A 19,072-nucleotide genomic window follows, 5' to 3' on the forward strand; every position below is an offset into this window, starting at 1 on the left:
TGTTACACCCCCAAAACAGCCATTAGGCTGGCAATTTGATTCGAGCTCGTTAACATCATCTCAAACACCGGATTGGGATTCAATCCGAAGTAAAGGATAAGGAGGGCAATGATTGCCATAGGTACCAGCTGATACATAGACACATCACTAACATCTCCAAGTTTTTCGTTATACACACCGAACATAGCTCTTTGCATTGCCCACAGGTGATAGGCTGCAGTGATTACTATAGCAAGAAGTGCAACAATAACGTATGTTGGGACATTAGCATAACTGAACGCCAGTACGTTGACTTCAGCAACAAAACCTGTGAGACCCGGCAGACCCAGAGATGCCATAAATGTAAGCATCATGATTACCGCCAGTTTGGGCATTTTGCTTGCAAGCCCTCCAAGTTCGTTGATAATCCTTGTACCAGTGGTAGCCTGGATTACTCCGACTGACATGAACATGATTGCCATGATCAGACCGTGGGAGAACTGCTGGAACATTGCACCTGAAATTGAATAGGCAACAAATCCTGCACAACCCAAGGAAACAAATCCCATATGGCTGATACTGGAGTAAGCGATCATCCTCTTTAGATCCTGCTGTGAAAGTGCTACCAGTGCACCATATAGGATGCTGACTGCACCGAGGAGACCAAGGATGGAAATCATCAAAGACGGGTTGGATGTGTCCGGGAGAATCGGAAGGATTACACGGAACATTCCATAACCTGCTATCTTCAGTAAGATGAAGAGCACACTTCCCGCAACCGGCGCCTCAACATAAGCATCCGGTAGCCAAGAATGGAATGGAACTGAGGGCATCTTTACAAGGAAACCAAAGAGCAGAGCAAGGAAAATTCCGTCTCTTAGCATTCCGTCCTCAATTAGCGGGAACTGGCTGAGCAGATATGGAATATCCATACTCGGGAAACCGCTCTGGAACCATGAAGCAAAGTAAATGCCAAAGATCCCGAGGAGCATTACAAGGGAGGCAACATGAGTATAGATGAAAAATTTCATCGAAGCATGTGCCTTGTTGGGACCTCCCCATATATTCACCATGAAGAAGAGAGGTATGAGTGTAAGTTCCCAGAATATGTAAAAGAGGAAGAAATCCAGGGATACGAACACACCAATGACAGCAGCCTGCATTGCAAGGATAAGAGCGTAGAACCTGTTAGGTGCAGACCTTACATCATCCCATGTAAAGATCAGCATTAATGGGATTACTATTGTGTTTAGCAGTATGAGAGGCATAGCTATACCATCTACACCTAGGTGGTAACTGATACCCAGAGATGGAATCCAAGATCTCATCTCCTCAAATTGCATTGAGGCACTGCTGCTGTCAAATGTGAAGTACATGTAAAGAGACAGGGCCAAGGTCGCTAGTGCACCCACAAAGGCCACTACACGAGCCTGTTCCCGACTCTTTGTGAATAATGTGATTCCTGAGAATATCAGGGGAATCAAGATCAATAGTGAAAGAAACGGCAACATTAGATTACCTCCATGACAAGCTTAACAAGTACAACCAGAAGACTCATTCCCAGCACTACAGCTGTAGCATAGTGACGTACATTCCCTGTCTGCACCTTCCTGAACGAGTCACCTGCTTCGAAGACTATGTAACTGAGGACGCTGACTATCCAGTCAAATCCGCGGTCCAGATAGTAGGTTGCCATTGAAATGCTCTCATATACTATCTTTACTGCAAAGAACTCAGTGAGGATTTCGTTCTGGTAGTATCTGTTGTAAAGCAGCCTGTACAGCGGATTATCACGTGTAACAAACCTGCTTACATCTACTGCTTTCTGGTAGTAGATAACATAAGCAAGTAACAGACCCAACGTTGCGACGATAATAGGCATCCATACAATCAGGAGAGGCTCATGACCGTGCCCTGCAGCAAGTTCATAGTGACCCAATTCCGCTAGGGCATGAATATCCATATGTACGAAATTGTTGACAAAAGTCTCACTTACAAAGTGCTTGAAGGTTTCTGAGGATATAGCTCCAAAGAAAAGAGCAAAGATACTCAGAATTGCCAGAGGCACTGTCATTGTTGCTGGTGATTCATGACCTCCGTAATCAGTACGAGGTTCGCCTGTAAAGGTCATGAAGATCAACCTGAAAATATAGAAGGATGTTAGCAAGGCAGCTACAATTGCAAATATGTATGGCAACCAGCTTCCGCTTTCTGCTCCAAAAAGGTAAGCAGATTCAATTATTGGATCCTTACTGAAGAAACCGGAAGTCCCGATAATCGTCTTTGGTATACCAAACCCTGCCAGTGCAAGGGACGCTGCGACCATTGTTGCGGCTGTAATCGGCATTACCTTTGCAACTCCACCGAGTTCCCTCATATCATGGGTACCCACTGCGTGGATTACACTGCCTGCACAAAGGAACAAAAGCGCTTTGAAGAAAGCGTGGCTTACTAGGTGGAATATAGAAATACCAACTGCTTCCGCGCCTATAACCGCACCCATTCCAAGACCAAGCATCATATAACCGAGCTGGCTGATTGTGGAATAAGCAAGCACACGTTTGATGTCATTCATCACAATCCCCATTGTAGCTGCAAAGATAGCTGTGAAAGCACCAAGATAAGCAACTATTATAAGGGAACCTGGAGCCGCGATGAACATCGGGAAAGTACGTGCTACAAGATACACACCCGCAGTAACCATGGTAGCTGCATGGATGAGTGCCGAAACAGTTGTTGGACCTTCCATTGCATCCGGAAGCCACACATGAAGTGGGAACTGACCTGATTTACCTACAGCACCTCCGAAAAACAACAGTGTAATGAGTGTCAGGTGAGTTACCTCAAACCCAAGAACTGTTGTGTTCATGGCAGAAAGCTGTGGAATGTATGAAAATATTACGTCAAAGCGCAACAGATAGAGCTGCTCAGGAATGGTGCCGTTAACCATCCTGAAAAGATCGGTAGTGAGCAGGACAATGCCTGCGAGGAACATTACGTCACCAATTCTGGTGGTCAGGAACGCTTTCTTTGCTGCTGATGCTGCGCTTGGCTTCTGGTACCAGAAACCGATAAGCAGGTATGAACACAGACCTACAAGTTCCCAGCTTATGAACAGCTGGAGAATGTTATCAGATAGTACAAGACTCAACATTGAGGCTGTGAACAGTGCAGTTTCCGCAAAGTATCTTGGTTTTGCAGGATCATGAGACATATAACCCACTGAATAGATGTGAATCAGCAAGCTGACTAAAGTCACCATTGTAAGCATAACCGCTGCAAGCGGATCTATCAAAATACCCACATTAAAAGCAGAGAACCACTGGTAGGATTGTGTTATTACCTCTTCAGGGTTCTGGAGCAGATTTATTGTTATAATCAGGGAGATTATAAACGAAACTGCAATTGCTGTGATGGGGATAATAGCACCGCCCTGTGGCAATTTCTTCCCGAAGAAGAAAGTCAATACAAAAGCAAGTGCCGGTAATACGGGGATCATAAATGCAAAATCTCCAATAGGCATCGTTACCACCTCAACAGGTTAAGTTCATCAATATTGATTGAATCCCGCATCCTGTAAATGGACATCATTACTGCAAATCCTATTGCAGCTTCTGCTGCCGCCAGTGCAATCGCAAAGAGAGCAAAAACCTGACCAGTCATATCATCGTTGTAACTTGAAAATGCTACAAGGTTGATATTCGCAGAGTTAAGCATGAGTTCCACGCACATAAGAATGCGGATACCGTTTTTCTGCGTAATGAAACCATAGAGACCTATGGTGAATACAATAGCAGACAATGCAAGATAAAAGTTTAGAGGAATCATTGGCTATCCTCTCCTTTTGCCATGTAAATTGCACCCATCAGTGAAGCCAGCAGCACAAAGGACAGAATCTCAAAGGGTGCTACGAAATCAGTGAATAGAAGAGTACCAATAGCTTTGATATTACTTTGATCTTCCAGATTCTGGGGCAGCTGATCAACTGTAACCCACGAAGTTTCATAAAGTGATACTAAAACTACTGCAAGGAACAGTAAAACAATACTTGCTCTTGCAAATGCTCTTACAATAACACGCCACGATGGAACTTCCATGTGAGCGAGTTGTATTATATATCTTCTGGGGCTGAACTGGTGCTTGAATGATTCCCAGATAGTAACTTTGTCATCTGCCATCATTCATCACCTCGTAGTGTATTCTTTGTGAGCATCACGGCAAAGAGTATAAGAACTCCGACTGCACCCACATATACCAGAACCTGTATTACACCTAGGAACTGTGCATTGAGGGTCACAAATATGCCAGCTACTGTAAACATTGCAAATACCATTCCAAGTGCAGCTCTGACAATATCCCTTGACAGCACAGTTGCAAGGGAGAAAAATATGAGTACGACTGACATTATAGCAAAGACCAGTCCTTCACCTATTCCAATCATTATTCATCCTCCTCTCCGATGGGTACTTCCCTGGCCAGCATATCCGGAGTAAAAAGAAGTTCTTCGTGAGTCCAACGTATTACACCTGTTGTGAAAACACCTGTGCTTGAAAGAGCATTCTGTGGACACTGATCAATACACAGACCACAGAATAAGCAATGACCTATGTCGATTTCAGGGAACCATCGTGTCTTCTCACTGATCAAGCTTACCCTTGCCCTCACAATTTTGATTGCGTTATTGGGACAGTTATTAGCGCAGATCCCACATCCAATGCACTTGCTTTTATCCAGTTTCTGCAATCCTCTAAATCTTTCAGGTAGTTTGGGGCGCACTTCAGGATACATTCTGGTTACACGAGGCTTCCAGATGTTCTTTATTGCTTGTATAATATTTTGCAGAACCATCTTTTCAGACCCCCAAGTATATTCCAAGTGCCATAGCCCATCCAAGGTTTATCAGGGACAATGGCAGGAGTCTCTTCCAGCTCAGATCGACAACCTGATCAATCCTAAATCTTGGCAGAGCCCATCTTAGCATGATGATAAACATCATTACGATTGTTGCCTTGGCCACAAGGAACGCTGTTGGAAGGATTAATCCAAGTATAAAGTTGTTGGTTATGAATCCCGGCAAGTTCCAGCCCCCAAGGAAAAGCAATGAAATCAGGAAGGAACCAAGAATCATGTGGAAATATTCAGAGAAGAAAGCCAAACCGAATCTCATTCCGCTGTATTCTGTAAATACACCTGCCTGAAGTTCTTCTTCTGCCTCATTCTGATCAAAAGGAAGACGTCCCATATCAGCCACCATTGCAATGAAGAAGATTACAAAACCAAGAGGCTGGAGTATAGCAAACCAGAGGGGATTTTGTGAATTTACAATTTCCACAATATCAAGGGAATTAGCCATTATGGCAACACTTACAATTGTGATTCCAAGAGGAAGTTCATATCCGATCATTCTTGCAATGTTACGGAAAGTACCCATCATAGCGTACTTATTATTCTGTCCGTAACCCAACACGAAGATACCAATAACGGAAATCGCGGATATAGCTTCTATGTAGAGGACACTGATATCCATCTCGGTTACTACAAGAGGATACTCGACACCGTTGATGTAGACAGCACCTATAGGAATTGCCACAAGCATCAGGAAAATTGAACCCATGATAATAATCGGAGCAGATACGTAAAGCAGCTTGTCTACGTTTTTGGGAATAATATCTTCTTTGGTAAACAGCTTGATAGCATCTGCAACCAGCTGGAAAATACCCATGGGTCCAACCCTGTTTGGGCCATACCTTTCCTGAATATCACCGGCGAGTTTACGCTCGATCCAGATCGCGGCCATTCCGGCTCCAAAAAGACCACCAATCAAAACCAGACCAACTATCCCTCTAAGCCATGGAATAAGACTTGCATCTACCATGATCTCACCTGTCAGCCTCGCTTGTACATGCGTCCATGCTTCCTGCAATTCCCACGACATCGGCAAGCTGCACACCCTCAATAAGTGGTGGTAAGGCTTGCATTGTCGGGTAGACAGGACCTCTGATCTTCACACGGTAAGGTTTGTCCGAACCATCGGAAACCATGTAGAAGCCCATTTCTCCTCTCGGATCTTCAACCCTATAAAATACCTCACCTGGCGGAATCCGCATAATTGGAGTCCTCTTGCCATACGGCGTCTCTTCATTGAAAAGTGGACCTGGAGGCATCTGGTCAAGGGCTTGTTCTATGATATACATACTTTCGCGGATTTCTGCAAACCGTACCTTTATACGTGCGAATATGTCACCTGCTGTTTCAGTGCACACCTTGAAATCAAGATCGTTGTATACAAGGTATGGTTCATCCTTCCTTATATCAAAAGGAACACCTGTTGCACGGAGAGGTGGTCCGGCTACGCCAAGATCTTTCGCAACGTCTGCGGTCAGTACTCCCACACCTACAGTACGTTTCTTGTAAATAAGATCGGTTTCCATCATGTTCTCCCATTCCTGAAGAGCTTTTTCAACGTTTGCAAATACTTCTTTTGCTTTTTCTCTGAAACCTTCCGGAAGGTCGTCACGTACACCACCAAATCTCAGGAATGAGTGTGTAATACGGGCACCTGTAGTCATTTCAAGCAAATCAAGTATTTGTTCCCTTACAGCTATGGGGTACATGAACATTGAAACAAAACCAACGAAAGAAGCATATTCTCCATATCCGAGAAGATGGCTTTGTATCCTTGAAAGCTCTTCAACAATAACCCGGATATACTGCGACCTTTCGGTTGGTTCAATTCCTGCAAGCCTTTCAACGCTGCCTACGAATGCTTCTTCGTTGGTAAGCGCAGCAAGATAACATATCCTGTCAACTATTGGGATGCCCTGAAGATATGTTTTGCTTTCCAGTATTTTTTCAATTCCTTTGTGGATGAAACCCAACTCGACCTCTGAATCTACCACAGTTTCACCTTTAAGCTTTACATTAAGCCTGAAAGGTCCAGGCTGTGCGACATGCTGAGGTCCCATGTGGATAATCATCTCATCTGGACCGACATTAGTATCCATAATTATCACTCACACCAGGTTTTTAGCAGTCCTGTTAGGGAATCCTTTGTAATCCTTGCGAAGTGGCCAGTCTCCAAGCAATTCGTCCGGAAGAACAAGGTTTCTCAGATCGGGGTGGTTTTTGAATTGCACACCGAACAACTCATACGTTTCTCTTTCATACCAGTTGGCATTCCAGTAAACAGGTACAATTGACTCTATTTCCGGATTGTCTCTTGGAAGTCTTGCCTTGAGTTTCAATACAACCGGATGATCATAGGAAGCAATGAGATATACAACATCAATTTCATTCTTCTGGATCTGGTCAATGGCAGTTACTGCAGAAAGGTGGCCAAACTGGAGTTCTTCCTTGAGGTATTTGCAGACTTCTACAATCTTCTCTGCCTCAGAATATGCAGATATGCGAATATCAGAATCAACTTTTGCGTCTGATATGACATCCGGGAATTTTGTAGTCAGTGATTTGATTATCTGTTCAGCATCCATTGAAATCACCTCATGTACGCCGTACCCTTGTCTTTCTTAGCTGCAATTTTTTTCTGGAGCTCAAGGAATCCTTGAATCAATGCTTCGGGTCTTGGGGGACACCCTGGAATGTATACATCGACTGGAAAAATCTTGTCAATATTCTGTACAGTACTGTAAGATTCATAGAATGGACCGCCGCTTATTGAGCAATCACCCATGCAGATAATCCATTTAGGGGCAGGCATCTGATCCCACAGTCTCTTGAGAGCAGGTAGATATTTTTTGGTAACATAACCGCTGATGATCATAACATCTGCATGCCGTGGAGAGTTCCTCGGGATGATTCCAAAACGGTCAGTATCCATTGGAGACATACCTGTTACGATAATTTCCACACCACAACATCCCATAGCTTGAGCCATAAACCAAAGGGAGTTCTTACGTCCCCAGTTGATAAGATCCTGGATTTTAGTAGTCTTAAGAAACTCTGTGATTCCCTGAGAAGTTGTGGTTATAACTCCTGGAATTTCGTTATGAATAATGTTTTCCATATCCATATCTTCCCCAGCTAATTGCTGATCTTCGTTGATATTTTCCTGTGGTTTTTCATTTAGCGGATCCATTCAAGGGCCCCCTTTTTCCACAGAAATACATAGCCGAATAGCAGAACAAAGATGAAAATTAATATCTCAATAACTGCCAATGTTGTGCTTACTCCAGTATCACCCTGATAAACCATTGCCCACGGATAGAGGAAAAGAATCTCAATATCAAAAAGGACAAAGGCAATAGCATACAGATAATATTCCACATTGAACTGGATCCGGGCAGGCCCTGTAGGGATTGAACCGGATTCATAGGTAGAATACTTCTCAGCCCCTCTGCTTCTAGGACTAAGCAACTTGACGATTAACATCGTCATCGGGGGCATTAGAAGTGATACAATGAGGAATACAGCAACCGGAATGTAACTGTTGATAATATTAGTGGTCTCAATAATTCCTGACATGCCATTCACCTGATAATAACCTATGAAATTGCATAGATATTGATGACTTTTCAGATTTATTCAGGTAATTTATATGATTGCGACTAAATCTGAATCAGAACCAACTATTAAATCATTACATAAAAACATATTGTTTTCCGACTCTGTAGAAAAACCCTTTCTCGAATTCTAACTTCCACATGCTACTAAACCGATACTGAACCGGTTTCAAAAATATAACTGATAATTCTCCCAATTATATAGTTTGAGGGGTATTGAATAAAACTTAGAACACTTTCTGCTGAATAATTAGAATTTATTAACTCGGTCCTAGCATCAAAACCAATAACTGATATGATAAGAGCTGTTGGCCGCAAGATCATCAAGTGTATTCTCTTTGTTTTAATTACAGGGTATAGATAGAAGAGAAAACTATCAAATGAACCAGTATTGAAACATTGGTTGAAGATGGGATTTAGAAGATTAGCACGCAGATATGAAAAAAGGCTCAATGTTGGTTTTCAAGGGATTGCCGGATATTGCGTGTTTCATGTTGTGCTGGAAAAAATGATAATAAGGATAATGAAACAGGTTCATTTATTACAATGATTTTGAAATACTTCTGAATTTAATCTGCAATGCGGCTATAAATAAAGCCACCAAGCCAATAACCAATCATTCCGACAAAAAAAGCTACTGGGACAAATATCAATGAGTAGTAACCAAAAGAAAAGAGCCAATCAAAAAACACAACTACAAAAGACAGCACAAATACGAAATAACCATAATACTGAGCTCTCCTTTTACTAAAGATAGACATATTTTTCATATCCTTAAACACATTTTTTCCCAAAACCACATCTCAACAACATTAGATCAATCTGCTCTTCTGAAACTATTTTTTCATATGCTTTTTCAGCGTCTTCTGCCGAAGAAAACATCTTTGCAGATACACAATCCCATTTCCTATCACCGCTTCGAATGAATGTATTGAGATTATGTTCGCTGGTTTTCATCCAGATCATCAAGTACCCGCCTTTTTCCGGATCAGTACCAGCTTCAACATGATATTTTCCCAAGTCTTTTGAAAATTGAGATGTTTGAGATTCCATAGAGCCTCCTTATGTACCGATCCAATTTTAAGTTGTTGATATCTCTGTCCGATCAAACCTTTTTGTGCCAAACACACTATCAAAAAATCGACAGTTACTTAAGCAATATCGCAAAAAGATTATGGGTATAGATCAATTCAACTATGCCTTGGAAGAAACAAAATAGTTCATATTAAAACCAAGTAGTTGTTTTCCTTTGGATGGCAGAGGAAGAAACGGGATAATAAGGGATAAAATTGATATCGACTTTATATCAGGGAATAATAGAAGAAGTACAATCTTGAACAGAAAATTTGAATAAGGTTAAATATGATCCACTTCAATACCGGATGAGAGACATGAGAGGTTTCCTCAACAATACCGACTACAGGCATTTTGCAATATATGCCTTCATTTTATTGCCCATTGCAGTATTATGTTATCATGATAAACTATCACTTGGACCAATTCCATCAGCAATTTTATTTGGGGTATTGCTTTTAATTCCAATTGCAAGCAATGTCGAGATACCTGTCATAAAAATCCGGACACGCAAACAGGAGCATCTTAAGCGCGATGCCCTCTTGCTGGAAAAAATATTCTCAGTTCCTGTTGTGAAGGAGTTATCCACCGGAACCAGAATGATATTTGAAACGATGATAACAGTCAATCTCGGAGGATTTATAATCCCGCTTTTCCTTGCAGCCTTCCTTCTTGCATTTGAGATGAATTTTGTAGCTCTGGAGATTGCACTTATCGTGATGGTTGTTGTAGCCTTAGTTGCAGAAATGATCGATGGGGTCGGTATAGTAGTTCCTGATTACATCGGCATTGTAGCGATTCCATTTGCATTGTTGCTGGATCCGGTAAACGCCGATATTATCATCTTTGTCGCCGGAACAATGGGGATACTGGCTGGAACAATTGCACACCTTTTTGCACTTAACAGGGAACAAAGGGGAAGTGCCTTTATAAATATTGGAGGAGCAGGCAGCTTTCGTGCAATTTACATAACCATAATTCTTGCAGGCTTAATATCCCAGTTTATTTGAAGATTTATCATAGCCTCTCTCCATCGATGAAGCACCAAGGCGTTTCTGCAGTCTTGATTCAAGATGAATAGAACGATTTTTTACAATGCCATGCTCTCCAAATCTGAAAGGCTGTGGAGTAATATCCACTTTGGTAGCACGCATTTTCTGTACTGCCAGAACAGGAGATAACATAGTATCCACTTCATTTATCTTCATTGAGTCAAGGAAAATAATTCCATCACCAAAGAAATCATATTCATCAAAATGTTTTGTCTCAATTCCATGGTGCTTTTCAGTAATAAGGAAAGATGTTATCTTACGCTGCTTCATAAGCCTGTGAGAAGAACGCCATGCTGTAGATTTACGGAAATCTTCCGGATTGGTAAAAGCGTTAAGAGAATCAAAAACCAAACGGTTGGGTTTATAGGTTTCAAGTATCTCAGTGATTTCTTCTAAAGTGAGCATTGACATCCCGAAAACTTCTAGGTATCCATCATCAATGTATTTTCCAAGATCCCATCCAAATCTCATGAAATGCTGGACAAGTTGTTGTAAACTTTCCTCAAAAGAGAAAAAGATGCATTTTTCACCTTTCTTGATACCATCAACCAAAAACTGCATGGACAATGTTGTTTTTCCGGTTCCTGGGGGACCGGTAACAATCACTGAAAAACCTTCGGGAACACCCCCTTCGAGCATATCATCCAGTCCCATCACGCCGGTACTGATACGCTTTATTGCAATATCAAGATTCAGTGTATCGAGTTTGGATTTAAACCTTTCTGTGTCAAGGGACAGGAGAGCCTTTTCAAGAACCAGATTCTTCGCCCCAAGTTCCTTCTCATACCTTTCAAGAACCTTTATGGCATCACCACTAAGGGTTGTGTGGACTGGATACTTGTTTCTGGCCATGACAAATAATTAAATATAGAAGGTATAAAAGGTTTCTTTGAATTAAAAAAGCGCTTTTACTTTTCATCTTCAGGGAAACCCTGTCCCTTAAGGAACTTACCACGACCTTTTTTAGCAGTTATTTCACCGTCCCAGATTATTTCCCCTCTTGAAAAAGTAAATTTGGGAAAAATGCCTTCCATATCTTCATAAGGCGTCCATCCAGCCTTGCTGTGCAATTCATCACCCTTTATTTTGTGAACATCTCGTGGGTCAATAATCACCAGGTCGGCATCAAAACCTTCAGCAAAAGACCCTTTGCCATGCCTATCCAGTCCAAATATTCTTGCAGGAGCTCCACTAGTCAGGTCGATCATGCGCCCCAACGGGAGTATATTTCGCTTCACAGCTACAAGCATCAGTGGTAAAAGAGTTTCAACTCCCGGAACCCCGGAAGGAGCGGATTTAATATCTCCTTCTTTTTCAAATTCACGATGAGGAGCATGATCTGAAGCAATCATGTCAATAGTACCATCATTGATGGCATTTACCAATGCTTTCACGTTGCGCCTGTCTCTGAGAGGAGGGTTCATTTTTCCAAAAACACCAAGGTTATTCCAATCCTTTGTAGAGAGGAACAAATGATGAGGAGCCACTTCTGCTGTCAGGGATGTGACACCGTTCTCCGAATTGATGAACTTCTGATATCGGATTTGCCCCACTGCCTCCATTGTACTGATATGACAAAAATGACCCTTTACACTGGTTTTATTGAATTCATCGATTGCTTTTTTTACAGCAACACTCTCACATAAGTTTGAACGAATCCTTGAATGTGACTCAAAGGAAAAATCCTTTTTCAAGAGGGTTTCATTTTTGAGACGTGTTTCCTCGTCTTCTGCATGAATACAGGCTATTGCACCCAATCCACTTATTGATTCCAGTGCTTCATGAAGTATTTCATCATCAATACTCAAACCACCGGTTGATTGTGCCATGAAAATTTCACCAAAAGCACTAACACCCAGTTCCCATAATTCAGGGAGCTGATCAACAGACTCAGTGACTCCACCATTAATCCCAAAATCAACAATGGATTTTCGGTTTGCAAGCTTAAGTTTTTGCTTGAATGATTTCCTGTCAATTGTCGGTGGCATTGTATTCGGATGATCAAAAACAGTCGTAATTCCTCCAGCTGCTGCCGCACAACTCCCCGTATACCAATCTTCTTTGTGCTCAGAGCCAGGTTCCCTGAAATGCACGTGAACGTCGATTCCCGAAGGAATGGTAAGTCCACCTTTAGCATCAATTACCTGATCTACATTCTCACCTTTCAGATCCTTTGCAATCCTTTTGATTTTGCCATCTTCAATCAGGACTTCACCTGGTTGCAGAAGATTGTTGTAAAAAACTCTGGTATTTGTGATCAGGATATCGCCCATACAACTCTCATCTCCATAACGAGAAATGGATTCAATAAAGATATGTATTTCTATGTCTTGCCCAAGCTACAAAGCAACCCAAAGCGGCTTGGTATAAAATAGGTTATACTTCGCTGCTAGGCTCTTTATATAATAAAGTCCCCTGTGACTGTTTGCCAACAAAAACACAAGGGTATGATTGTGTTTTTAGTATGGGCGAGATTTTCTGCAAACCCCTTTATTTGCTATTTAAAAATGTGTCAATTTTCTTTTTAAGCACTTCACTTACAAGCTTACCATCTGCTTTTCCACGGAACTGTCCCATAACAATTCCCATGAGTGGACCTACCGCACCAAGGCCTTTTTCCGAAACAAAATCAGCCCTTTCCGCGACAATTTTCTCAGAAAACTCTTCTATCTCTGAAACATCAACTCCCGTGAATCCAAGGGATTTAAGAATTGATTCAAGACTCTCTCCGGGTTTTTCCGCAAACATGCGCAGCATTTCACCGATCCCTTCCTTGGCAGCTTTGCCTTTTGCCACCGCATCAAAAACATTCATAAAATGTGAATCCGTGAGTTTATCGGTTTCAACACCGTCACGACGCAGTTCGGGTATCATTCCAGTAAGGATCCGGGACACAAGAGTAGGGGTAATCATAGCGTTCCCATTGAATTTTTCCATTAGTTCCTCAAATAGCGGGAGGTATTGTGAGTACACTATTTTTTCTGCAAGCTCTTCGTTTAAACCATATTCCTGCACAAACCGAGCACATTTTTCCGTAAGCAATTCCGGAATAGCAATTGATTCATAGTATTCTTTTGAAATGTCAATAGGAGGGACATCTGTTTCAGGATACATCCTTGAAGCACCCGGGAGTGGTCTCATGTATGCACTGTTGCCATCTGGAAGAGCACGGCGTGTTTCTTCCGGGACAAATTCAAGAGCTTGTTTTGCTCTTATTAAGACGCTTTCCATTGCCCCATATGCCCTCTCTTTCCTGTCAGCAACAAATGCTACTGCATCCCCTTCTTTAGCACCAACTGTATCTCTTAGGGCATCTACTTCTTTCTGTGTAATACCATATTTAGGCAATTCATCCGTGTGGAAAATACCACCAACACCCGATGTTTTTGCCCTGTCGGAAAACTCTGTCCCAAGTCTTCTGCCAGGCTGTACTTCTCTGCCAACCAAGCCGTCAAAACCACGTAGTAGGACAGCATAGACTTTGCCTTTCTTGAGGGATTTCTTAATGACCTTGGACTCCGTGTCCTTGAAAATATCGGTTACATCGAATATTTCATCAACAACAGATGCGTTTCTGGAAAGCAATTCACTGCGGATTTTTAGCAGGTTCACCTGACGTTCCACTTCCCTTTCCACAATGGTTTCAATCATGTCAAGAGCCTGTACACCTTTGATTTCAACCCTTGCTCCCTCTGCAATTGAAATATTAACATCCTGACGAATCGTTCCCAGACCACGCTTCACTCTTCCGGTAGAACGCAGGAGCATTCCAATTTTTTCTGCAGTTTCCCTTGCATGGGAAGGAGAAATAATATCTGGAGCTGTCCCGATTTCTACAAGCGGTATCCCTAGCCTATCAAGGGAATAAATAATTGTATCCCCGGCATCCTCCAGTTTCTGGGAAGCTTCTTCTTCAAGACAAAGGACATCCACCCCGACATCAACTTCACTTGTAGGGATTACACCTGCATTTGCAAGGAAAGCAGTCCGCTGGAAACCGGAAGTATTTGATCCATCCACAACAATTTTCCGCATTACATGAAGCTGGTCAACCGGCTGCATTCCAAGTAGTTTTGCAACTGTAAGCGCGATTTCAAGGGCTTCAGGATTCAATTCTGATGGTGGTTCTTCATCGTACTCCACCAGACAGGTTGTATCATATCCCTTGTAGATATATCGGCGATTTATCTTAAGCTGCTCCACAGCGGCCCTGTCCTTTTCACCCATCTCGCTTTCAGTAGCACGCATGTAACGGAAAAACTCAACATTGGATTCTGAAGTGTCGCGAAGAACCGTAGGACAATGGCAAAACAGTTTTTCTTTAGAATCAAGTTGCTGGTGGATTTCTAGCCCGCATTTTAAACCTAGTTTCCTGTAATCAATTTCAGCGCTCATGAGAACATCACCGATAATAAGAATCCGCTATTATGCAATTGATAAATTAATAGAAATTTGTATCTGAGTTGTAATTACAGTTCATCATTAAAGGTATAGGTTGTATTAAACTTCACCCGTTGTTTTGGTGAAGTATTCTAAGAAGTTATCTGCCCCTCATACTGAAAAAAGGATTTATTTGATCACAGAAAAGTAAATGATAGAATTAGTGTTTCTTATCAGGTACCCCTATTGTGTAGTCAGATTTCAGTTTCCGATACCAATAGAACATTTTTTACATGTTTTTCTATGTCCGGATTAATAAAATATCTTTTATGGTTTTCCATTGTGTCCAAAATTAATAATTTCCTCAATATGTCCACGTTCTTCTTTCTTTTTTTCTTCCCATTTCCTTCGGGTGGCGACATTGCGAAGCTTGGGACGTGCCTTATCCATACGTTCTTTCAAGGCTTTCATAATATATTCATCCGTCTCAGGGAACTGGATATCAAGGTGCTCTCGTGGTGGCTCTTCCTCGGCTTCAAGAATACGTGACATATCAGGTCTTTTTCGCACTTCACCGGAAATTGAAGCAATAGCATCCTTCCACTGGGAAGCCCATGGTTTGTCCGGGATTTCGGAATGACGGACTTCATCCCTTTTCACTTTCATCACATCATCCGGACAGGCATTGACACATGCACCGCAATAGGTGCACATTTCAGTCCTTGCCGCAATCTTGGTACCGTCTTTAGGGACATACCACAAATGGGACGGACAGATATTAAAACATGCATGACATCCCGAAGGGTCGCATTTACTGACATTGGTGTCAATTAGCATCAACTCGCCTTCGAAGGGTTTAGAAATATCCACTGCATCATAAGGGCATACTATTTTACACCAGCCGCATACAGTACACTTTTCAGGATCGACTTTTGCCTCTCCCTTGATTTCAGGTGCCTCACCTCTTCTTTCTCCCTTCACAGTAATGGCATCTTCGGGGCAGAGATCGGCACACATGACGCAATAATCACAAAGATCCTCATCAACAAGCAACTGCTCAAACGGGAAAGGTTCCTCAGGAACACTATCTTTTTCCAGAAACAGAAAGGCATCGCAGAATCTGGCACAGAGACCACACAGGGTACATTTGTCCATATTTATTTTGATATCCCCTTCTTCGCCTTCTTTAAACGGTGCAATTTTTTCCTTGGCTGGGAAATCATATTCAACTGATATTGCATCTTCGGGGCAGGAAGTCATACAAATGTCGCAAGGAAGACATTTATCATTAAATGAGACATCCCATTCAAGCCGGGGGTACTCTTTGTCCTCCGGAAAATCCCCTTCCGATTCCATTTTGAAAGCTGAAGCCGGACACAGATTTGCACACATGGAACAAAAAGTACATTTGTCAAGATCAAGCATCACAGGCGGAATGTCCATACCTTTTGCGATTTCATGAATTGGACCCAGCTCAAGCGCCTCGGTGGGACAGGCTTCTACACATATGCCACATCCTGTACAACGTTTGTAATCGTAATTGAGAGTCTTGTTGCCCTTGTCTGTTTTCAACCAGTAAAGCAAATGTGTGCCATCCACATTCATATCCCTTAATACCTCAAGGGATTTTTCCTCATCACTCATGCTTAACCTCCGGCAACTCAGAACCTACCGGACCGAGATCACTTAGCTCATCAACAAAATTCTCAATGGTACGGGCAAATCTTTCTCCCTCTGATGCCGAAATCCATTCAACCCTCAACCTGTGTGGATCAAGTTCCATCTCTTCCAGCAAGGAAGCAATATTCCTCATTCTCGTTGCTGCATGATAATTACCGTTAACGTAATGACATTCTCCCAATCTGCAACCTGCAATCATTACTCCATCTGCACCCTTTTCAAGAGAATGAAGCACAAAATCCGGATCAACTCTTCCTGCACACATTAACTTGATTATACGGACATTTGTGGGATACTGGATGCGAGAAGTCCCCGCAAGGTCCGCGGCAGCATAACTGCACCAGTTGCACAGGAATGCAATTATCAGCGGGAACTCGTCCTTGACTTCCAAAGCTGCATCAATCTGAGCATATATCTGGACATCACTATACTGGTTCATGTAAATTGCATCAGCCGGACAGGAAGCACTGCACGTACCACAACCACTGCATGAAATTTCATCCACTACTGCCTTACCATCTTTTATCGTGATGTTTCCGTAATCACATACTTCAGTACATACACCGCAACCGATGCACTTTTCGGGGATGACAAAAGCAGTAAGGGGATCGGTTTTTAGTTCACCTTGCCCTAAAAGGCGAACTGCCCGTGCAGCCGCTGCGGTGCCCTGTGCAATTGAAAGCTGTATTTCCTTTGGGCCGGAAACACAACCTGCCACAAAGATACCGTTTATATGGGAATCAACAGGTCGCATCTTGGGATGTGCAACTGCCAAAAAGCGATCTTCCCTGCAGGTAAGCTTGAGTTTGCGTATCAGATCGGAATCCTTGTTTGCTTCCATGCCCGTAGAAAGAATGACCATGTCATAGGGATCTTCACGGATTGTACATTCCAGTGTATCCTCATAACGAAGCAGGAGAATGCCTTTCTCACCGATTATCTCAGCGACTTTGCCTCTCACAAAATTAATGCCCATTGATTGGGTTTTTGTGTAGTATTCTTCGTACATCTCACCAGAGGCACGGATGTCTATGTAATGAATTGTAATTTCAATATCAGGGTAACGTTCCTTGAGTAGCTGGGCATTTTTCATTGCCGCCATGCAACAAACACGGGAACAATAGGGATTCCCTACGGATTCATCCCTTGAACCCACACACTGAATAAATGCAACCCTTGAAGGAATGTTACCAGAGGATGGACACACAACCTTCCCCCTTGTGGGTCCTGCTGCATTTAACAATCTCTCAAGTTCCAAATTTGTGAGAACATCAGGATAGACCCCATAGCCGTACTCTTCCTTGCGATGGGGATCAAAGAGTTCACAGCCCGTAGATACTATTATTGCACCTATTTGCAGGTTAATTTCCTCTGTTTTCTGATCAAATTCCACAGCATCTGAAGGACATGCCTGTACACAAAGTCCGCATCCCACACAATATTCGGAATCAATAACTGCTACCTGAGGCACAGCCTGTGGGATAGGAATATTGATTGCTTTAGTTTTACCCATGCCCTGATCAAATCTGGAAGGAATAATCACCGGACAAACGCGTGAGCATTCATCGATACATCCCTTGCATTTTTCTTCGGATACGTAGCGAGGACGGCGTGTTATTGTTACGTGGAAGTTACCTGCATTGCCTGAAAGAGAAGTGACCTCTGAAAGAGTATAAAGATTAATATTTGGATGATTCTGGACATCGGTCATCTTCGGGGCAAGTACGCAGATAGAACAATCATTTGTTGGAAATACTTCATTAAGCAATGCCATCCTGCCGCCAATTGTGGGTTCTTTCTCAACCATGTAAACATGGTATCCTGAGTCTGCAAGATTTAGGGCGGCTTCAATTCCCGCGACTCCTCCGCCCACAACCAGAATATCCTTGAGTACGGACATTGTTCGGATCTGGAGAGGAATACGATTGTTGAGTCTTCCTAGACCCATTTTGATAAGATCATAAGATTTCCTGGTAGCTGCCTGCGGATTTTCCATATGTACCCACGAACATTGCTCCCTGATGTTGACAATTTCAAGCATATAAGGATTCAAACCGGCTTTTTCCATTACTTTCCTGAAAGTTGTTTCATGGAGTTTAGGAGTACATGCTGCGATCAGGATCCTGTCAAGCTTATGTTCCTTTATGTCCTCAATAATACTTTCCTGACCTGAATCGGAACACATAAACTGGATATCTCTTGTCACTTCAATGCCAGATACTGATCCCAGCATCTCGAGAAGCTGCTTGATATCAATAACACCTGCAATATTGAGTCCGCAGTGGCAAATGTAAACTCCAACTCTCATTATAGCACTCCTTATTGAAAGGAGAATACATTTTTAGACAAATTATAGTTTTGGATTAGTCTATGTGATTGGAAAATAAT

18 protein-coding genes are annotated in these 19,072 nt (G+C 42.4%); 1 reads left to right on the plus strand and 17 read right to left on the minus strand.

The features are described 5' to 3' along the window. Nucleotides 1-2: 2 nt before the first annotated feature. The 12 genes from fpoM to PWQ49_RS02765 all read right to left on the minus strand — a co-directional run bounded on the left by fpoM (nucleotide 3) and on the right by PWQ49_RS02765 (nucleotide 9,551). Entirely contained in the window at nucleotides 3-1,490 is a 1,488-nt protein-coding gene (gene fpoM / locus PWQ49_RS02710) for a F(420)H(2) dehydrogenase subunit M (RefSeq protein WP_300607448.1), read from the minus strand. Beyond that, nucleotides 1,490-3,502, minus strand: a complete 2,013-nt coding sequence (gene fpoL / locus PWQ49_RS02715; RefSeq protein WP_300607452.1) for a F420H2 dehydrogenase subunit FpoL — start codon at nucleotides 3,500-3,502, stop codon at nucleotides 1,490-1,492. Before fpoL ends, fpoM begins: the two co-directional genes overlap by 1 nt. Nucleotides 3,503-3,504: 2 nt before the next feature. Then, entirely contained in the window at nucleotides 3,505-3,807 is a 303-nt protein-coding gene (fpoK, locus tag PWQ49_RS02720) for a F420H2 dehydrogenase subunit FpoK (protein ID WP_300607455.1), read from the minus strand. Then, a complete protein-coding gene (fpoJ, locus tag PWQ49_RS02725) occupies nucleotides 3,804-4,160 on the minus strand; it encodes a F420H2 dehydrogenase subunit FpoJ (protein ID WP_300607457.1) in 357 nt (118 codons plus the stop codon). The genes fpoK and fpoJ overlap by 4 nt, the downstream gene beginning before the upstream one ends. Next, nucleotides 4,157-4,420: an NADH-quinone oxidoreductase subunit J gene (locus tag PWQ49_RS02730; RefSeq protein WP_300607459.1), complete on the minus strand. Its 264-nt coding sequence runs from the start codon at nucleotides 4,418-4,420 to the stop codon at nucleotides 4,157-4,159. Before PWQ49_RS02730 ends, fpoJ begins: the two co-directional genes overlap by 4 nt. Further along, nucleotides 4,420-4,827 (minus strand): F420H2 dehydrogenase subunit FpoI, encoded by a 408-nt coding sequence (gene fpoI, locus PWQ49_RS02735; RefSeq protein WP_300607461.1) that lies wholly within the window; start codon nucleotides 4,825-4,827, stop codon nucleotides 4,420-4,422. The genes PWQ49_RS02730 and fpoI overlap by 1 nt, the downstream gene beginning before the upstream one ends. Before the next feature lie 4 nt (nucleotides 4,828-4,831). Further along, nucleotides 4,832-5,854: a F420H2 dehydrogenase subunit FpoH gene (gene fpoH, locus PWQ49_RS02740; RefSeq protein ID WP_300607464.1), complete on the minus strand. Its 1,023-nt coding sequence runs from the start codon at nucleotides 5,852-5,854 to the stop codon at nucleotides 4,832-4,834. A 4-nt stretch (nucleotides 5,855-5,858) separates the two neighbouring features. Beyond that, on the minus strand, nucleotides 5,859-6,983 hold the full coding sequence (fpoD, locus tag PWQ49_RS02745; RefSeq protein WP_300607467.1) for a F420H2 dehydrogenase subunit FpoD: 1,125 nt from the start codon (nucleotides 6,981-6,983) through the stop codon (nucleotides 5,859-5,861). 9 nt (nucleotides 6,984-6,992) lie between these two features. After that, nucleotides 6,993-7,469: a F420H2 dehydrogenase subunit FpoC gene (gene fpoC, locus PWQ49_RS02750; RefSeq protein WP_300607470.1), complete on the minus strand. Its 477-nt coding sequence runs from the start codon at nucleotides 7,467-7,469 to the stop codon at nucleotides 6,993-6,995. Between the two features lie 5 nt (nucleotides 7,470-7,474). Next, entirely contained in the window at nucleotides 7,475-8,008 is a 534-nt protein-coding gene (gene fpoB, locus PWQ49_RS02755) for a F(420)H(2) dehydrogenase subunit B (RefSeq protein ID WP_300607565.1), read from the minus strand. A gap of 53 nt (nucleotides 8,009-8,061) precedes the next feature. Next, nucleotides 8,062-8,460, minus strand: coding sequence for a F420H2 dehydrogenase subunit FpoA (gene fpoA, locus PWQ49_RS02760; RefSeq protein ID WP_300607473.1), 399 nt, complete (start codon nucleotides 8,458-8,460; stop codon nucleotides 8,062-8,064). A gap of 812 nt (nucleotides 8,461-9,272) precedes the next feature. After that, a complete protein-coding gene (locus tag PWQ49_RS02765; protein ID WP_300607475.1) occupies nucleotides 9,273-9,551 on the minus strand; it encodes a hypothetical protein in 279 nt (92 codons plus the stop codon). A 338-nt stretch (nucleotides 9,552-9,889) separates the two neighbouring features. Between PWQ49_RS02765 and PWQ49_RS02770 the strand changes: the two genes are divergently transcribed. After that, the gene (locus PWQ49_RS02770; protein WP_300607478.1) at nucleotides 9,890-10,582 is read left to right on the plus strand and encodes a DUF1614 domain-containing protein; all 693 of its coding nucleotides are present in this window, start codon (nucleotides 9,890-9,892) and stop codon (nucleotides 10,580-10,582) included. On the opposite strand, the gene PWQ49_RS02775 is transcribed toward PWQ49_RS02770, so the two are convergent. From PWQ49_RS02775 to hdrA2, 5 genes are all read right to left on the minus strand, one after another. Then, nucleotides 10,562-11,476 carry an ATPase domain-containing protein gene (locus tag PWQ49_RS02775; protein ID WP_300607480.1) on the minus strand — a complete coding sequence of 305 codons (915 nt, stop codon included), beginning with the start codon at nucleotides 11,474-11,476 and terminating at the stop codon, nucleotides 10,562-10,564. The genes PWQ49_RS02770 and PWQ49_RS02775 overlap by 21 nt on opposite strands. Nucleotides 11,477-11,532: 56 nt before the next feature. Next, a complete protein-coding gene (locus PWQ49_RS02780) occupies nucleotides 11,533-12,897 on the minus strand; it encodes a dihydroorotase (RefSeq protein WP_300607483.1) in 1,365 nt (454 codons plus the stop codon). Between the two features lie 217 nt (nucleotides 12,898-13,114). Then, nucleotides 13,115-15,019, minus strand: coding sequence for a Glu-tRNA(Gln) amidotransferase subunit GatE (gene gatE, locus PWQ49_RS02785; RefSeq protein ID WP_300607486.1), 1,905 nt, complete (start codon nucleotides 15,017-15,019; stop codon nucleotides 13,115-13,117). A gap of 312 nt (nucleotides 15,020-15,331) precedes the next feature. Continuing rightward, a complete protein-coding gene (locus tag PWQ49_RS02790; RefSeq protein ID WP_300607489.1) occupies nucleotides 15,332-16,648 on the minus strand; it encodes a 4Fe-4S binding protein in 1,317 nt (438 codons plus the stop codon). Continuing rightward, a complete protein-coding gene (hdrA2, locus tag PWQ49_RS02795; protein ID WP_300607491.1) occupies nucleotides 16,641-18,992 on the minus strand; it encodes a CoB-CoM heterodisulfide reductase HdrA2 in 2,352 nt (783 codons plus the stop codon). The genes PWQ49_RS02790 and hdrA2 overlap by 8 nt, the downstream gene beginning before the upstream one ends. Nucleotides 18,993-19,072 lie beyond the last annotated feature (80 nt).

This window comes from Methanohalophilus sp., assembly GCF_030156785.1.
Classification (GTDB): Archaea; Halobacteriota; Methanosarcinia; order Methanosarcinales; family Methanosarcinaceae; genus Methanohalophilus.

Excerpts from the sequence above, each read along its gene's own strand:
- PWQ49_RS02780 (WP_300607483.1), bottom strand. The coding sequence starts at position 12,897 with ATGGGCGATATCCTGATCACAAATACCAGAGTTTTTTACAACAATCTT.
- PWQ49_RS02775 (WP_300607480.1), bottom strand. The coding sequence starts at position 11,476 with ATGGCCAGAAACAAGTATCCAGTCCACACAACCCTTAGTGGTGATGCC.
- fpoA (WP_300607473.1), bottom strand. The coding sequence starts at position 8,460 with ATGTCAGGAATTATTGAGACCACTAATATTATCAACAGTTACATTCCG.
- fpoH (WP_300607464.1), bottom strand. The coding sequence starts at position 5,854 with ATGGTAGATGCAAGTCTTATTCCATGGCTTAGAGGGATAGTTGGTCTG.
- fpoB (WP_300607565.1), bottom strand. The coding sequence starts at position 8,008 with ATGGATATGGAAAACATTATTCATAACGAAATTCCAGGAGTTATAACC.
- fpoM (WP_300607448.1), bottom strand. The coding sequence starts at position 1,490 with ATGTTGCCGTTTCTTTCACTATTGATCTTGATTCCCCTGATATTCTCA.
- fpoL (WP_300607452.1), bottom strand. The coding sequence starts at position 3,502 with ATGCCTATTGGAGATTTTGCATTTATGATCCCCGTATTACCGGCACTT.
- fpoC (WP_300607470.1), bottom strand. The coding sequence starts at position 7,469 with ATGGATGCTGAACAGATAATCAAATCACTGACTACAAAATTCCCGGAT.
- hdrA2 (WP_300607491.1), bottom strand. The coding sequence starts at position 18,992 with ATGAGAGTTGGAGTTTACATTTGCCACTGCGGACTCAATATTGCAGGT.
- fpoK (WP_300607455.1), bottom strand. The coding sequence starts at position 3,807 with ATGATTCCTCTAAACTTTTATCTTGCATTGTCTGCTATTGTATTCACC.
- PWQ49_RS02770 (WP_300607478.1), top strand. The coding sequence starts at position 9,890 with ATGAGAGGTTTCCTCAACAATACCGACTACAGGCATTTTGCAATATAT.
- PWQ49_RS02730 (WP_300607459.1), bottom strand. The coding sequence starts at position 4,420 with ATGATTGGAATAGGTGAAGGACTGGTCTTTGCTATAATGTCAGTCGTA.
- fpoJ (WP_300607457.1), bottom strand. The coding sequence starts at position 4,160 with ATGATGGCAGATGACAAAGTTACTATCTGGGAATCATTCAAGCACCAG.
- fpoI (WP_300607461.1), bottom strand. The coding sequence starts at position 4,827 with ATGGTTCTGCAAAATATTATACAAGCAATAAAGAACATCTGGAAGCCT.
- PWQ49_RS02765 (WP_300607475.1), bottom strand. The coding sequence starts at position 9,551 with ATGGAATCTCAAACATCTCAATTTTCAAAAGACTTGGGAAAATATCAT.
- fpoD (WP_300607467.1), bottom strand. The coding sequence starts at position 6,983 with ATGGATACTAATGTCGGTCCAGATGAGATGATTATCCACATGGGACCT.
- PWQ49_RS02790 (WP_300607489.1), bottom strand. The coding sequence starts at position 16,648 with ATGAGTGATGAGGAAAAATCCCTTGAGGTATTAAGGGATATGAATGTG.
- gatE (WP_300607486.1), bottom strand. The coding sequence starts at position 15,019 with ATGAGCGCTGAAATTGATTACAGGAAACTAGGTTTAAAATGCGGGCTA.